We start from the raw sequence: 15,626 nt of genomic DNA, 5'->3' as shown, positions 1-15,626 counted from the left end.
CAAACCAGGCCGATTCTGTTATGATTCTGACTAATTTCGCACTGTGTCGCCGTTCCGGTGCTTGTGCTGACATCAAGCGCGCCGCCGTGTTGCGGGACGGCGCTGCGGAGAGACTGATCTGATGCTGCGCTTGTTCGGCTGGCTGTTTGGCTTTGGCATTTTTCTGGCCCTGGTGGCCGTCGTAGGCGCCGGAGTCTACCTCACCACCGTGTCGACACAGCTGCCGGACTATACGGTGCTCAAGGACTACCAGCCGCCGGTGACCACGCGCGTGCATGCCGCGGACGGCACGCTGCTGGCCGAGTTCGCCCGTGAGCGCAGGCTGTTCCAGCCAATCGAGACGGTGCCGCCACTGGTGATCCACGCGTTCCTGTCTGCTGAAGACAAAGACTTCTACACCCATGGTGGCATTGCGCTGGACGGCGTGTTCCGCGCGATCCGCGACAATGCTTTGGCACGCATCGATGGCAATAATGCCATCCAGGGTGGTGGCTCCTCGATCACGCAGCAGGTGGCCAAGAACTTCCTGCTCACCTCGGAGCAGACCTGGGACCGCAAGATCCAGGAAGCGCTGCTGGCGATCCGTATCGAATCCACCTTTTCCAAGGATCGCATTCTCGAGCTCTATCTGAACGAGATCTTCCTTGGCCTGAACTCCTATGGGGTGGCAGCAGCGGCGCTGAACTATTTCGACAAGGCGCTGTACCAACTGACGCTGAGTGAGGCGGCCTATATCGCCGCGCTGCCCAAGGGGCCGAACAATTACCATCCGTTCCGTCGCCCGCAGGCCGCCATCGAGCGCCGCAACTGGGTGATCGATCGCATGGTGGAAAACGGCTATGCGACCGCCGAAGAAGGCGAGGCGGCCAAGGCAGAGCCGCTCAACGTGATCGCGCGAGCCGGTGGCAGCCAGCTCTATTCAGCCGAGTACTTCACCGAGGAAGTGCGGCGCGAACTCGCCAAGCTCTATGGCGAGGACCAGCTTTACGGTGGCGGTCTTTCGGTGCGCACCACGCTTGAGCCGCAAATGCAGGAATATGCGCGCAAGGCACTGATGGACGGGCTGATTGCCTATGACCAGGGCAAGGGCTTCCGCGAGCCAGTGGCCAGCATTGAACTGGGCGAGGACTGGGGCCTCGACGTCGCCAAGATTGCGCCCCTGAGCGACGTTCCGGAGTGGCAGTTGGCCGTGGTGCTTGAACTGGGCAAGAACGAGGCTCGCATCGGGTTGCGCCCGGACAACACGGCCGATGGCGGCGTGGCGCCCGATCGCGTGGTCGGCACGTTGTCGGGGCCCGAAATCAAATGGGTTTCCAAGCCGGTCGACCAGTTTCTTAAAGTCGGGGATGTGATCTACGTCGCCCCGGTGGAGGGCAAGACTGGCATCTATACGCTTGAGCAGGTGCCCGAGATCGAAGGCGCGCTGGTGGCGATGGATCCGCGCACCGGGCGCGTCCTGGCCATGGTTGGCGGCTTCTCCTATGCGCTGAGCGAATTCAACCGCGCCACCCAGGCGCTGCGCCAGCCTGGGTCGTCGTTCAAGCCGATCGTCTATGCGGCAGCGCTGGACAATGGCTATACGCCCGCCTCGGTGGTGCTGGACGCGCCGGTGGAAATCCGCAACAGCGACGGTTCGATCTGGCGGCCGGAGAACTACGCGCAGGAATTCTACGGGCCGCAGACGCTGCGGCGTGGCATTGAGCGCAGCCGAAACGTGATGACGGTGCGGCTGGCCAAGGACATCGGCATGCCGCTGGTGGCCGAATATGCCAAGATGTTTGGTGTTTATGACAGCATGCAGCCGGTGCTGGCCATGGCGCTGGGTGCGGGCGAAACCACCGATATGCGCATGACGGCGGCCTATGCCACGATCGCCAATGGCGGGCGCAAGATCGTGCCGACGCTGATCGACCGTGTGCAGGATCGCTATGGTGAGACCATCTACCGGCATGACCAGCGGTTGTGCCAAGGTTGCGAGGCCAGCGACTGGCATGGACAGGGCGAGCCGGTGATCATCGACAATCGTGAGCAGGTGCTCGATCCGATGACCGCCTATCAGATCACCTCGATGATGGAAGGCGTGGTGCAGCGTGGCACCGGCACCGCAGCCAAGGTGCTCAACCGCCCAGTGGCCGGCAAGACGGGCACTACCAATGACTACAAGGATGCCTGGTTTGTCGGCTTTACGCCGGAACTGGCCGTCGGCGTCTATGTCGGCTACGACAAGCCGCGCTCGATGGGGCGTTCGGTCACGGGCGGCACGTTTGCCGTGCCGATCTTTACCGAGTTCATGCAGAAGGCGCTGGCCGGCAAGCCGGCGACACCGTTCAACGTTCCTCCGGGCATGAGCACGACCTGGATCGACCCCAATTCGGGCACGCAGGCCTATAGCGGCGAGGGCGGCATCGCGGAATCGTTCAAGCCCGGCACCGGCCCGAACCTGACGACCTCGGTGATCGGGCTGTCGACGACCGATTATGACGCGATCCTGCGCGAGCAGCAGATGCAGCAGCAGTATGGCGGTGCCATCACCCGTCCAAGTGGCAACGGCACCTTTCTCGACCCCAACCTCGGCCGTGGCGGCTTCTTCTAGGTGAGCGGTTTCGTCATCTGGCCGGATGCCGCACTGACGCAGGTCGCTCAGCCGCGACCGGTCGATGATGGCCTGAGATCCGTAGCGACGCGGCTGCTGGCTGCGGCGCAGGAGGCGCAGGCCTATGGGCTGGCTGCTGCGCATCTAGGCCTGGTGGAGCCGGTGGTTGTGGTGAGTGTCAGCGACCCCGGCGCCGCGCGGGACTACCGGCTGCTCTACAATCCGGTGATCGAGAACCTCTCAGAGACGGCCAGTGCGGGGGCAGAAGGCTCGGTTTCCCTGCCGGGGATCGAAGTGCCGATCAGCCGTGCCGGTTGGTGTATGGTGCACCATGACGATGGGGATGGCGCCCAGCAGAGCCTGCGGCTCGAGGGCTTTGCTGCCCGGGTGGCGCAGCATGAAATCGACCAGATGAACGGAGTCTTTTTCCTCAACCGGCTGTCGCGGCTCAAGCGCGAGACAGCGCTGCGCAAGTTCCAGAAAAGCCAGCGCTAGGTTGATCGATCCGGGCACGTCGGGTACAGGATGCGGCCAAATCGAAGGAATTGTGCAATGCGTGCGGAAATTGAAAAGACCGTCGCCGAAATCGAGCGGGTTCTGACCCTGCTGAGGAGGCATCTTTGACTGGGATACAGCTGAACTTCGCCTCGATGCGCTGACGGCGCAAACAGAATCACCCGATTTCTGGAACGACCCCGAGAAGGCTCGGGTCACCATGCGCGAGCGTGACGAGCTGGATGTTGCCGTCAAATCGGTGCGCGAGCTGGAAGCCGGTATTGCCGACAATGTCGAGCTGATCGAACTTGGCGAGGCCGAGGGCGACGCCGACATCGTCAAGGATGCCGAGGCGGCGTTGATCGAATTGGCTGACCTGGCGCGCACGCGGCAGATCGAGACGCTGCTGTCCGGCGAGGTCGACAGCAACGACTGCTATGTGGAAATCCACTCCGGTGCCGGCGGCACCGAGAGCCAGGACTGGGCCAATATGCTGCTGCGCATGTATACGCGCTGGGCCGAACGCCGGAAGATGAAGGTCGAAGTGCTCGAAATGCACGACGGCGAAGAGGCCGGCATCAAATCGGCGACCATTCTGGTCAAAGGCCACAATGCCTATGGCTGGCTGAAGACCGAGAGTGGCGTGCACCGGCTGGTGCGCATCAGCCCCTATGATTCGGCCGCACGGCGGCACACGAGCTTTTCGAGCTGCTGGGTGTACCCGGTTGTGGATGACTCGATCGACATCGAGATCCGCGAATCCGATCTCAAGGTCGATACCTATCGCGCATCGGGTGCAGGTGGGCAGCACGTGAACACCACCGACTCGGCCATCCGCATCACCCACGTACCCTCGGGGATCATCGTGGCGTGCCAGCAGGAGCGTAGTCAGCACAAGAACCGCGCTACGGCCATGGCCATGCTGAAGTCCCGCCTCTATGAGGCCGAGCTGCAGAAGCGGGAAGAGGCTGCCAACGCGCAGGCGGCCAGCAAGACCGACATCGGCTGGGGGCACCAGATCCGCTCTTATGTCCTGCAGCCCTACCAGATGGTCAAGGACCTGCGCACGGGCGTGGAAAGCAGCCAGCCGGCGGCTATCCTCGACGGTGATCTCGACGCCTTCATGCAGGCCGCGCTGGCCCAGCGCGTGGGCGTGGCGACCGACGTGGTTGCCGAGGACTAATGCAAGCGCCGCCCGATCGGGCGGCGTTTTTCTTTGGATTATGGGTCTTCAGCGGCCGGTGATCAGCCGAGCAGCGCCAGCAGGCGTTTGCCGCTGTTCAGATAGGCCTGCGGATTGACGGCGACGTCATTCTTGCGCACTTCAAAATGCAGATGCGGGCCTGTGGAGCGTCCGGTGGACCCCACCTTGGCGATCGGTGTGCCCGTGCTGACGGCCTGCCCCTCAACCGCCAGATAGGCCGACAGGTGGCCATAGCGGGTGATGAGGCCATTGCCATGGGTGACCTCGACCGTCTTGCCATAGCCCGAGCGCTCGCCCACGAAACTGACGACGCCCTTGCCGGCGCTGAGCACGGTGGAACCGGAGGGGGCGGCGAAGTCGAGCCCGGAATGGAATGCGCGACCGCCTGAAAATGGATCGGTCCGATTGCCGAAACCAGAGCTTTTGCGGAAATTGCCGGTGATCGGCATGTGCACGGGGGCGCGGTCGATGCCATCGCGGGCCGCCTTGTAGCGGACCAGAGCGGTGAGCACCGCATTGGCGTCATCGACCATTGGACTGGATTCGGCGCCGGCCTGCGGCGGCAGCAGGGGGCCGCCAACACCGTCCTCAGGTTCGGGCAGGGTCAGGCGGATGCCCAAATCGGACAGTTCAGACATGATGCTGTCGGTGCGGTCGATGGCTGTTTCGGCAATCGAGGCCATGGCGAACTGGGTCTCGTCCATCATCTGGCTGACCGAGGCTGCGGTGGCGTCGATATCGGGATTGCCCGAGGCCGTGGTCGGTGTGGCGAGAGCAACCGGGCTGGTCTGGTCGTCCGAGCGCGCCAGGGTGGCCGGTTCAATGCCCAGTTCGCCGGCCTTGTCGACCAGGGCGCGGACGAGCTGGTGCTGTTCGAGAAGGACCTGTTGCTGCTGTGACAGTTCCTGCAGCTGCAGATTGATGTCGCCGGCCTGGGCATAGCTGCGCGAATGCAGGCGATCGACCTCGACGCGCAGCTGGGCGATCCGATCTTCATAGGCCTCCATGACCTGTTCGGACTGCTGGCTGAACAGGCGCGAGATATCCGGGGTCAACAGAAGGGATGTACCGAGCAGGCCGTTGCCCCCGAGCAGAATGGCAAACATGGAATAGAACAGGGCCGGATGGATGCCGTGGCGTGCCGGCTTCTGGCTGGCGGACGCCCCTTTTTCCGTTCGGCCAAAATGGGCAGTTTTCCGCACGCAAGGCACTCCAGTACATCATCTGACACGATGGCTGCAGTGTGCCGCAACATGGTTAACAAAGGCTATTTTGCTGGAGGCTTGGCCAGCTCAAGCGCAAGTGCGTCCAGCACTTTTTGTGCGTGGCCGAGGATGCGCGTCGCGCGCAGGAAGCGCAGCACGCGACCATCAGAACCGATGATGAAAGAGGTGCGGATCAAGCCCATGAACTCGCGGCCATAGAGCTTTTTGAGTTGCCACAGGCCAAAAGCCTCAATGGCCTGCCGCTCGACATCGGCCGCCAGGGGGAGTGTCAGGCCATATTTGGCGCGGAACTTGACGTGTTTTTCGATGGGGTCGGGCGAAATCCCCACGAGCCGTGCACCCAGGTCGTGGAAAGCGGCGGCGCGATCGGAGAATTCGCGATTCTCGTCGGTGCAGCCGCCGGAATCGTCCTCGGGGTAGAAATAGAGCACGACCGGGTGACCGCGCTGGGCGGACAGGGTGAAACTGGTGCCATCATCGAGGGGCAGGGTGAAGTCAGGCGCAAGGTCGCCTTCATACAATTGTGTCATCGTGCCGCTTCCATCAGTTCCAGGGGGCCGACATAGTGGGTGTTGGCGCCCGATTGTGGCCGGTATCATCGTGCATGAGATCGCTTACTGCGGTTGATTCTTATGGGCGCCGGACACTATCGACGGAGCCCTGTTCCGGAAGCAAGTGAGCGCGTCGATCTTACCAGCAGACACCCCGATACCGCCGCCCATTGTGGTCAGGCGCCCAAGGGCGCGGCACGCAGCCAAGCTGGCCGTGTGGATCCTGGGCATTCCGGCGGTGTTGCTGGTGGTGCTGTTTGCCGTGTTGCTGGTGACGCCGGTGCGGCTGCCTTTCGGCAGCGATGCTGCGCAGTCAATGGTGCGCTCGGCCCTGCCACCAACCAGTTCGCTGAGCCTGGGCGAGATGTCGCTGGCGCTGGAAGACGGGGTCTGGCCGGTCATCCAGTTCTCCCCGGTGGTCTATGCCGACAGCAAGACGGGCGCCAAGGTGTCAATCGCCGCGCTTGAGATCGGCTTCTCGCCGGCGCGGGCGCTGTTCGGACAGCCGGGCGCGACGGTCACCATCGTGCGGCCGCATGTGCAGATGGTGCAGGATCTGTTCGGACCGCGGCTGACCAGCCTTGAGCTGGTGGAGGATCCCGCCGACGGCACCCCCATCGTGCGGGTGCAGGAAGGAGAAGAGGCCTTTCCGGCGGTCAACATTGGCGCGAGCGGCATTGACCTCACCAAGATCGACCAGCATGCACCCATGCGTTCGGACAATGACTGGCTGATCTATAATCTTGAGGCCACTGAACAGGGCATTGCAGACCTGGTGGCGCAGACGGCGCAAGGGCGGTTTTCCCGGCTGCGGGTGCGTGACGGCATCGTGGGCATGTCGGACAGCGTCTACGGCCTGTTCCGCCGCTTTGAAAACATCGATCTGGAGATCGGACCCAGCGCCAATTTGCGGGATACCCAGGGCAGTTTTTCAGCCAGCCTGGGCGGGCGCACCATGGCCGGTGGCATTGCCAGAACGGTGGACGAAACCGGCGCGGTGCGCATCGAGGCAGATGTCACCAATATCGATTTTGCGGCCTTCCTGCCATTCATTGATGATCCCACCAGCATGGCGGCCCTGCGCGGGGCCGGGTCACTATCGATCGAAGTCAATTTTGCCCGGTCAGGCGGCAAGCTGGTGGATGGGCGTTTCAAGGTGGATCTGACTGGCCTCGACCTGCGGCTTGAGGATTCCTACTTCCCCATCGCCAGCTCGATCCTCGACATAAACTGGTCGCCGGCGGCAGGACAGTTCACGCTGGAAGAAGGCGCCCTGCAGATCGGGAACAGCTCGGCCAAGGTGTCGGGTGTGTTCGCCATGGGGCTGGACGCCAGCTATGGCCCGACAGTGGGGCTGGCGCTGAAGGCCCGCGATGTGGTGGTGCAGCCCAATGACATGGACGCACCTGCTCAGCCACTGGACAGCATGGAGTTTACCGGCTGGTCGGCGCCGCTCTATGGCGCCCTGGGCATTGACGCGCTGGTGGCGCGCAAAGGCGATGCCGTGGTGGAGGCCAAGGGCCGCGTGGACATGCTGCAGGCCGGGCTGGGGCTGGATCTGGAGCTGGCGGGGCAGGGGCTGTCCGCCGACGACTTCAAGCGCCTATGGCCCTACACGATGGCGCGGGAAAGCCGCGACTGGGTGGTGGCCAATGTGACTGCCGGCACGGTGCAGCAGGCGCGCATGGCGTTCAAATTCCCGGTGGGCACAATTGCCAGGCCGGGCGAGGCCGACAAGGCGGTGCCGCCGGGCGCAATCGCGATCAATCTGGTTGGAACCGAGGTCTCGATCAGGCCGACGGTCACCATGGCGCCCATTGCCATGGATGGCGAAATGCGCGTTCAGATCAGCGACAACAAGGTGACCATTTCTGCTGGTGGCGGGACATTGCCGACCAAGGCTGGCGATATCACGGTGACAGACCCTGCGGTCATCATCGACAGCTCGGTGCCGGGCGACGGGATCGTGGAAGTCTCGGGCGACATAGCCGGGGGCATTCCGGCCATACTGGCGTTGGTGGACGAACAGCAGCCGGGTCTGCTTGCAACGGCCGACCTGCCACTGGACCTCAAGGCACTTAGTGGCGTGGTGGATGCGGGCCTTGTGGCAACGGTGCACCTGCCTGCCGCCGATAGCGGCGAAGCGCCCAGCTTCGACTATGTGTTCAACGGCAATGCCAAGGATTTTGCCAGCAAGGAGCCCATTGAAAAGCGGATGATCAGCAATGGCCAGCTGGCGTTCAGCGCATCGCAGGACGGCTATCAGCTGGGCGGCACGGCCGACATCGACGGCATTCCAGCGCAGGTCGAGATCACCGGCACGCCCACGACCGACCCGGTCTTCCGACTGTCTTCAACAGTTGATGTGGCCGGGCTGGCCAAGATGGGTTTTGACGCGTCCACATTCCTGAGCGGCAGCCTGCGATTTGTGGCGCAGCCAATGCGCGACGGGTCGCTGAAGATGGCAGTCGACCTTGAAAACGCGGGGCTCGACATCAAGGACCTTGGGATCAGCAAGCCCGCAGGGACGCCGGGCACGGTGAGTGCCAGCATTCGCCAGAATGGAGAGGTGACCACGCTGGGCGATATCGCGCTGAGCTTCGGCACGGTGCGGCTTGAAGGAGCGCTGGAGTTTCACGCCAAGGATGGCCTGGTTGCAGCCGACTTCAGCCGCTTTGCGCTGGCTGATGGCGACAATGCGCAGGTCGCAGTCGCCCCGATCCGCGGCGGCTTTGCGGTGCGGGTGCGTGGCAGCCAGCTCGATCTGCGGCCGGTGCTCAAGCGCTTCTTCAGCATCGAAGAAGGCAGGGGCGGAGTGCAGACCGAGCAGTTCAACCAGACCATCTCGCTGGATGTGCAACTGGAACGGGCGACTGGATTCTACGCCACGACGGCATTCAAGCTGGGGCTCGACATGCTGCTTTCCGGGAGCGACATGCGGCGCGTGAACCTGACCACGACCTTCAGCGATGCCAACAGTCTGTCGGTGACGACCAATCCCGCCAGCGAGGGGCGGACATTGTCGGTGGCCTTCAATGATGCCGGCACCATCCTGCGCTTCCTGGGCGTCTATTCTCGCCTGGTTGGCGGCACGGGGAGCCTGGTGCTGACCACGGACGGCAAGCAGGACGTCGAGGCTGGCCAGTTGCTGATGCGCAGCTTTGCTATCGTGGACGAGGACAATGTGGTGCAGGTGCTGGGCAACCGCTCGGATTCCCTTGCCAGCGTGGCGCAGAGCAAGCGGCTCGATTTCGATGCGGCACAGGTGGATTTCCAGCGCAGCTCGGACCGGGTGCAGATCACCAATGCCATCCTGACCGGGCCGACGGTGGGCGGTACGCTGCGCGGCTTCATCTACACTGCGCAGCGCCAGTATGACCTGACGGGCACCTATGTGCCGCTGTTCGGGCTCAACAGCGTGTTTCAGAAGATCCCGCTGCTGGGGCCGATCCTGGGTGGACGCGATGGCGAGGGGCTGGTGGGTGTGACCTTTGCGGTCAATGGGCCGCTGGAGAACCCGCAGTTCCGTATCAATCCGCTGTCGGTGCTGGTCCCGGGTGTGTTCCGCGAACTGTTCGAGTTCCGCGCCAAGGCGCTGCCGGCGGCGCAATAAGCCGCAAAAAAACGGGGCGCCGGTTGCCCGACGCCCCTTCAATGCTGTTGGTCTGGGATCAGACCGGCTTGATCAGCGCGTGGCGCTTCTTGCCAACCGAGAGCTTGATGACGCCTTCAGGCAACAGCGCATTGTCGCCAATGGCGAGCTTGTCATCCTCGATCACAGCGTCATTGACGCGTACGGCGCCGGACTGCACGTGCCGCCGGGCCTCGCCGTTGGATGCCGCCAGTCCGGCAGTGACCAAAGCCGACAGGATGCCGAGTCCCGTCGCCAGCTCGGCATGGCTCACCGTGGCGGTGGGCAACGACAGATCGATGGCCCCGGACTCAAAGGTTGCCTGGGCAGTGTGGGCCGCTTCGGTGGCGGCCTGTCGCCCGTGGACAATGGCCGTGACCTCGGTTGCCAGGACCTTCTTGGCCTCGTTGATCTCGTTGCCGCCCAGGGCCGCGAGCTTTTCGATCTCGCTCAGGGGCAGGCGGGTGAAGATCTTGAGGAACTTGCCGACGTCAGCGTCCTCGGTGTTGCGGAAGTACTGCCAGAAATCATAGGGGCTGAAGAGGTCGCCATTGAGCCAGACGGCACCGGAGGCCGACTTGCCCATCTTCTCACCCGAGGCCTTGGTCAGCAGCGGCGTGGTCAATGCGTAGAGCTGCTCGCCCCCCATGCGGTGGTTGAGGTCGACGCCGTTGATGATATTGCCCCACTGATCCGAGCCGCCCATCTGCAGGATGGTGCCATAGCGGCGGTTGAGCTCGGTGAAGTCGTAGCCCTGCATGATCATGTAGTTGAATTCGAGGAAGCTCAGCGACTGCTCGCGATCAAGCCGCAGCTTGACCGAGTCAAAGCTGAGCATGCGGTTGACCGAGAAGTGGCGGCCCACGTCGCGCAGGAACTCGACGTAGTTGAGCTTGAGCAGCCAGTCGGCATTGTTGACCATGATGGCGGGGTTGGAGCCGCCATAGTTCAGGATATTGCCGTAGACGCGCTGGATGGAGTCGATATTGGTCTGGATCTGCTCGACCGTGAGCAGCTTGCGCTGGTCATCGCGGAACGATGGGTCGCCCACCATGGAGGTGCCGCCGCCCATCAGGCTGATCGCCTTGTGACCGGTCTCCTGCAACCAGTAGAGCATGGTGACCGAGATCAGATTGCCGATGTGAATCGAGGTGGCCGTGGCGTCATAGCCGACATAGCCACAGATCTGGCCCTGGTGGGCCTTGGCGTCCAGACCCTCGGGGTCGGAAATCTGGTGGATGAAGCCGCGCTCGTCGAGGACGCGCAGGAAGTCGGACTTGAACTTGGTCATGGGACAATCACTGAGATGAGTGAGACCGCCTGGCGAGCCTGCCGAGCCATGGGGTCGGTGCACTGGGGACCCCGTCCTTCGACAGGCTCAGGATGAGGTCCCTTCCAACAGATCGCAATGAATGCGCTGGAAACCTAGCGCCCGCCGCCGTCGGCGATCTCCTGACGGCGACGGTCGAGATATTCGGCACAGCGGGTGGTCAGTTCATCGACCTTGCCCTCGAAGAAGTGGTTGGCACCATCGACGATCTGCTGCTCGATGGTGATGCCCTTCTGGGTCTTGAGCTTGTCGACCAGCTTCTGCACCGAGGTGGGCGGTGCCACACGGTCCTTCTCGCCATGGATGATCAGGCCCGAGGACGGGCAGGGGGCCAGGAACGAGAAGTCATAGAGATTTTCCGGCGGGGCGACGGAGATGAAGCCCTCGACTTCCGGCCGGCGCATGAGCAGCTGCATGCCGATCCAGGCGCCAAAGGAGAAGCCGGCAATCCAACAGCCGCGCGATTCCCGGTTGATGGTCTGCAGCCAATCAAGCGCCGAGGCGGCATCGGAGAGCTCGCCAACGCCATGGTCGAACATGCCCTGGCTGCGGCCGACGCCGCGCGAGTTGAAGCGCAGCACGGCAAAGCCGCGCTCGGCGAACATGTAGAAGAGATTGTAGACGATCTGGTTGTTCATCGTCCCGCCGAACTGCGGATGGGGATGCAGAACGATGGCGATGGGAGCATTGGGCTCCTTGCCAGGCTGGTAACGCCCTTCCAGACGACCCTCGGGTCCGTTGAAAATCACTTCTGGCATGGTCTCACTTCTTCCGGCCGTTTCGGCTCTGTTCGTGTCTGTCGCGGGGCCCGCGCGGCGGCCTTGCGGCTTGACTAAGCCCGCCCGGCTGCCTAAAACATGGGTCACAAAATCCAGTTTAGAATTGTTCGAAACTCGATTTTTCGAGGCCGCGTGCGGCCTGCAAGAGCGCCCCTTGTAATGAAGTTGGGCGTCAAATTTCAAGAAGTGTTTGAGGTTGAGGGCGCATCAGCGCTCCGGCCCGGACATGGATGGTATGACCTGCGCACATGCGCCTGACGGGAATCCGATGACCAGACCGGCGATCTATCTTGATCATAACGCCGCGTCCCCGCTTCTGCCTGAAGCGCGGTCGGCATTGCTCGCCGGGCTTGACCTTGTGGGCAATCCCTCCTCGGTGCACGGCCATGGCCGCGCACTGCGCAATCTGATCGACACTGCTCGCGGGCAGGTGGCCAAGCTGGCCGGCGCTGAACGCAAGCAGGTGGTCTTTACCGGCTCGGCCACCGAGGCAATCACCCAGGCCATCGTCGGCGGCGCCAAGGCCTTTGCCAGCACCGCCATCGTGACCAGCGCGGGCGAACACGCGGCAGTCACCAAAGCAGCCGAGGCCACGGGCCTTGATGTCATCACCATTGGCCTTCTGCGCGATGGCTGCATTGATCTGGATCAACTTGCCGAGGTTGTCGCTACGCATGCGGGCAATTTGCTGGTTGCCCTGGGCTGGGTGAACAATGAGACCGGCGTGGTGCAGCCCATGGGGCGCATCAATGCGCTGGTGGGGCCGACCCGTCACACGCTGTTCGTCGATGCCGTGCAGGCCTTTGGCAAGCTGGATCTGGCATTTGCCAGCACCGCACCCGACATGATGGCCATCAGTGGCCACAAGATCGGCGCACCGGCCGGCGTTGGTGCTTTGCTGGTCAAGGCGCATGCCGATCTGGTGCGGTTGATCCCTGGCGGTGGCCAGGAACAGGGCCGGCGCGGTGGCACGGAAGCGGCGGCGCTTATTGCGGCGTTCGGCGCGGCCGCAGAGGCATTCCCCACGCGCTATGCGGCGGCCGGTGTTGAAACGCTGACCGCAAAGCTGCAGGCGGCCTTGCCGGCTGAGGCTGTGGTGTTCGGCGGCGCGCGGCTGGGCAATGTGATCAATTTCGCCGTGCCCGGCGTAAAGAGCGCGACGGCCATGATGGCGCTGGACCTGCTGGGTCTGTCGGTCTCATCGGGGTCGGCCTGTTCATCGGGCAAGGTGGGCCCCAGCCATGTGCTGGCCGCCATGGGCGTGACGCCGGAACTGGCCGAATGCGCGCTGCGCGTCAGCCTGGGCTGGAGTTCGACGGCAGAAGACATCGACGCGTTTGTTGCCGGTTACCAATCCATCCTGACGCGCCAGCGGGCGCGGCAGGGGCAGGCGGCCTAGGCCGCAAGAGTTTTACGGTTCGCGGCGACCTTGAATCGCCGAGGAGCAATCAGGAGAAGCCATCATGGCGGACTACGACCATATTCCCACGCTCAAGGAGAACATCGACAGGGCCACCGTGGATTCGGTGCTGTCGCTCGATGTGGACAAGTACAAGTACGGCTTCGAAACCGACATCGAATCCGACATGGCGCCCAAGGGGCTGAGCGAGGATACGGTCCGCTTCATTTCGGCCAAGAAGAATGAGCCCGAATGGATGCTGGAGTGGCGGCTGGATGCCTATCGTCGGTTCCTGACGCTGACTGAGCCGACCTGGGCCAAGGTGCACTATCCCAAGATCGACCTGCAGGACATGTACTACTACGCCGCGCCCAAATCGACGCCGGCGCCCAAGAGCCTGGACGAGGTCGATCCGGCGCTGATCGCCATGTATGACAAGCTGGGCGTGCCGCTGCGCGAGCGCGAAATCCTGGCCGGCGTCGAGCGTCCCAATGTTGCCGTCGACGCGGTGATGGACTCGGTGTCGGTGGTGACCACGTTCCGTGAGGAACTGGCCAAGGTCGGCATCATCTTCTGCTCGATCGCCGAGGCGATCCGCGAGCATCCCGAGCTGGTCAAGAAGTACCTGGCGTCGGTGGTGCCGGTGTCGGACAATTACTACGCCACGCTCAACAGCGCCGTCTTCACCGATGGCTCGTTTGTCTACATCCCCAAGGGCGTGCGCTGCCCGATGGAGCTCAGCACCTATTTCCGCATCAATGAGAAGAAGACCGGCCAGTTCGAGCGGACGCTGATCATCGCTGAAGCGGACAGCTATGTGAGCTATCTCGAAGGCTGCACGGCGCCGATGCGCGACGAGAACCAGCTGCATGCCGCCGTGGTGGAACTGGTGGCGCTCGACAATGCCGAGATCAAGTACTCCACCGTCCAGAACTGGTATCCCGGCGACAAGGACGGCAAGGGCGGCATCTATAATTTCGTCACCAAGCGGGGCGACTGCCGCGGTGTCAATTCCAAGATCTCCTGGACCCAGGTCGAAACTGGTTCGGCGATCACCTGGAAGTATCCCAGCTGCATCCTGCGCGGCGATGGTTCGCGCGGCGAGTTCTATTCGATTGCCATTTCCAACGGTCACCAGCAGGTCGACAGCGGCACCAAGATGATCCATCTGGGCAAGAACACGTCCAGCCGCATCATCTCGAAGGGCATTGCCGCCGGCTTCTCGGACAATACCTATCGCGGCCAGGTCTCGGCCCATGCCAAGGCCAAGAACGCCCGCAACTTCACCCAGTGCGACAGCCTTCTGATCGGCGATACCTGCGGGGCTCACACGGTGCCCTATATCGAGAGCCGCAATGGCAGCGCGGTGTTCGAGCATGAGGCGACGACATCAAAGATTTCGGACGACCAGATGTTCTACTGCCAGCAGCGCGGGCTGAACGAAGAAGAGGCGGTGGCCCTGATCGTCAACGGCTTCGTGCGCGACGTGCTGCAGCATCTGCCCATGGAATTCATGGTGGAGACGCAGAAACTGATCGCCATCAGCCTTGAAGGCAGCGTGGGCTAGGCGCTCCGCCTGCCGTAACTGAATGCTCAAAACCTATCGCCCGGTCGGCGCCAACTGAGCGACACCGGGTTCCAATTGGAGACTACAGATGACCACCCCAATCCTTGAAATCCGCAACCTGCATGCGCGCATCGAAGAGCGCGAAATCCTCAAGGGCGTGAACCTGATCATTCCGCCCGGCGAAGTGCATGCCGTGATGGGCCGCAACGGCTCGGGCAAGTCGACGCTGAGCTATGTGCTGGCTGGCAAGGAAGACTATGAGATCACCGAGGGCGAAGTGCTGCTCGACGGCGAGAACCTGCTGGAGATGGACCCGGCTGAGCGCGCTGCCGCGGGCCTGTTCCTGGCCTTCCAGTATCCGATCGAAATCCCCGGCGTGGCGACGATGACCTTCCTCAAGGCCGCCATCAACGCCCAGCGCAAGGCGCGCGGCGAGGGCGAACTGTCGACCCCGGACTTCATGCGCGCAGTAAAGACCGCCGGCACGGAACTCAATGTCGATACCGACATGCTCAAGCGCCCGCTGAACGTGGGCTTTTCGGGTGGCGAGAAGAAGCGCGCCGAAGTGCTGCAGATGGCGCTGCTGCAGCCCAAGATGTGCATTCTGGACGAGACGGATTCCGGGCTCGACATCGATGCGCTGCAGGTTGTCTCCAAGGGCGTCAACGCGCTGCGCGCGGCCAACCGCTCCATGCTGGTGATCACCCACTACCAGCGCCTGCTCAACCACATCGTGCCCGACGTGGTGCATGTGTTCAGCGACGGGCGCATCGTGGAAAGCGGCGACAAGGACCTGGCGCTGCAGCTCGAAGCCAAGGGCTACGCCGACTTCGACGGCGCGGCGGCCTGAT

At 63.0% G+C, this 15,626-nt stretch carries 11 protein-coding genes; 7 read left to right on the top strand and 4 right to left on the bottom strand.

Annotated elements, in window-relative coordinates; all coding sequences use genetic code 11:
• Positions 1 to 121: 121 nt before the first annotated feature.
• The 3 genes from K1177_RS06865 (at position 122) to prfB (ending at position 4,271) form a co-directional block, all read left to right on the top strand.
• The gene (locus tag K1177_RS06865) at positions 122 to 2,593 is read left to right on the top strand and encodes a penicillin-binding protein 1A (RefSeq protein ID WP_224702555.1); all 2,472 of its coding nucleotides are present in this window, start codon (positions 122 to 124) and stop codon (positions 2,591 to 2,593) included.
• On the top strand, positions 2,594 to 3,088 hold the full coding sequence (locus K1177_RS06860) for a peptide deformylase (protein WP_224702554.1): 495 nt from the start codon (positions 2,594 to 2,596) through the stop codon (positions 3,086 to 3,088). It begins immediately after the preceding gene.
• 57 nt (positions 3,089 to 3,145) lie between these two features.
• A protein-coding gene (gene prfB, locus K1177_RS06855) for a peptide chain release factor 2 (protein WP_224702553.1) occupies positions 3,146 to 4,271 on the top strand; the annotation gives its coding sequence in 2 pieces (ribosomal slippage) (positions 3,146 to 3,214 and positions 3,216 to 4,271; 1,125 coding nt in all).
• A gap of 62 nt (positions 4,272 to 4,333) precedes the next feature.
• Here prfB and K1177_RS18515 read toward each other — a convergent pair.
• Both K1177_RS18515 and K1177_RS06845 read right to left on the bottom strand, forming a co-directional pair.
• Positions 4,334 to 5,494 carry a M23 family metallopeptidase gene (locus K1177_RS18515; protein WP_224702552.1) on the bottom strand — a complete coding sequence of 387 codons (1,161 nt, stop codon included), beginning with the start codon at positions 5,492 to 5,494 and terminating at the stop codon, positions 4,334 to 4,336.
• A 65-nt stretch (positions 5,495 to 5,559) separates the two neighbouring features.
• Positions 5,560 to 6,048: a peroxiredoxin gene (locus tag K1177_RS06845; RefSeq protein ID WP_224702551.1), complete on the bottom strand. Its 489-nt coding sequence runs from the start codon at positions 6,046 to 6,048 to the stop codon at positions 5,560 to 5,562.
• Positions 6,049 to 6,193: 145 nt separating this feature from the next.
• Here K1177_RS06845 and K1177_RS18510 point away from each other — a divergent pair, with 145 nt between their 5' ends.
• Positions 6,194 to 9,682 carry an AsmA-like C-terminal domain-containing protein gene (locus tag K1177_RS18510; protein WP_224702550.1) on the top strand — a complete coding sequence of 1,163 codons (3,489 nt, stop codon included), beginning with the start codon at positions 6,194 to 6,196 and terminating at the stop codon, positions 9,680 to 9,682.
• Between the two features lie 58 nt (positions 9,683 to 9,740).
• On the opposite strand, the gene tyrS is transcribed toward K1177_RS18510, so the two are convergent.
• Both tyrS and K1177_RS06830 read right to left on the bottom strand, forming a co-directional pair.
• The gene (gene tyrS, locus K1177_RS06835; RefSeq protein WP_224702549.1) at positions 9,741 to 10,991 is read right to left on the bottom strand and encodes a tyrosine--tRNA ligase; all 1,251 of its coding nucleotides are present in this window, start codon (positions 10,989 to 10,991) and stop codon (positions 9,741 to 9,743) included.
• 134 nt (positions 10,992 to 11,125) lie between these two features.
• On the bottom strand, positions 11,126 to 11,788 hold the full coding sequence (locus tag K1177_RS06830; protein WP_137152090.1) for an alpha/beta hydrolase: 663 nt from the start codon (positions 11,786 to 11,788) through the stop codon (positions 11,126 to 11,128).
• Between the two features lie 289 nt (positions 11,789 to 12,077).
• On the opposite strand from K1177_RS06830, the gene K1177_RS06825 reads away from it, so the two are divergent.
• From K1177_RS06825 to sufC, 3 genes are all read left to right on the top strand, one after another.
• On the top strand, positions 12,078 to 13,208 hold the full coding sequence (locus tag K1177_RS06825) for a cysteine desulfurase family protein (RefSeq protein WP_224702548.1): 1,131 nt from the start codon (positions 12,078 to 12,080) through the stop codon (positions 13,206 to 13,208).
• A 64-nt stretch (positions 13,209 to 13,272) separates the two neighbouring features.
• The gene (gene sufB / locus K1177_RS06820; RefSeq protein WP_224702547.1) at positions 13,273 to 14,775 is read left to right on the top strand and encodes a Fe-S cluster assembly protein SufB; all 1,503 of its coding nucleotides are present in this window, start codon (positions 13,273 to 13,275) and stop codon (positions 14,773 to 14,775) included.
• Positions 14,776 to 14,875: 100 nt separating this feature from the next.
• Positions 14,876 to 15,625: a Fe-S cluster assembly ATPase SufC gene (gene sufC, locus K1177_RS06815; protein ID WP_137153361.1), complete on the top strand. Its 750-nt coding sequence runs from the start codon at positions 14,876 to 14,878 to the stop codon at positions 15,623 to 15,625.
• Position 15,626: the final 1 nt, after the last annotated feature.

It is taken from the genome of Devosia aquimaris, assembly GCF_020169335.1.
Classification (GTDB): domain Bacteria; phylum Pseudomonadota; class Alphaproteobacteria; order Rhizobiales; family Devosiaceae; genus Devosia; species Devosia aquimaris.
Note: the sequence above shows the minus strand (reverse complement) of the source record. Positions and strands in the feature narration are given on the sequence as shown.

Coding starts and splice junctions, on each gene's coding strand:
- K1177_RS06865 (WP_224702555.1), top strand. CDS start 122: ATGCTGCGCTTGTTCGGCTGGCTGTTTGGCTTTGGCATTTTTCTGGCC.
- K1177_RS06845 (WP_224702551.1), bottom strand. CDS start 6,048: ATGACACAATTGTATGAAGGCGACCTTGCGCCTGACTTCACCCTGCCC.
- tyrS (WP_224702549.1), bottom strand. CDS start 10,991: ATGACCAAGTTCAAGTCCGACTTCCTGCGCGTCCTCGACGAGCGCGGC.
- K1177_RS06830 (WP_137152090.1), bottom strand. CDS start 11,788: ATGCCAGAAGTGATTTTCAACGGACCCGAGGGTCGTCTGGAAGGGCGT.
- K1177_RS06825 (WP_224702548.1), top strand. CDS start 12,078: ATGACCAGACCGGCGATCTATCTTGATCATAACGCCGCGTCCCCGCTT.
- sufB (WP_224702547.1), top strand. CDS start 13,273: ATGGCGGACTACGACCATATTCCCACGCTCAAGGAGAACATCGACAGG.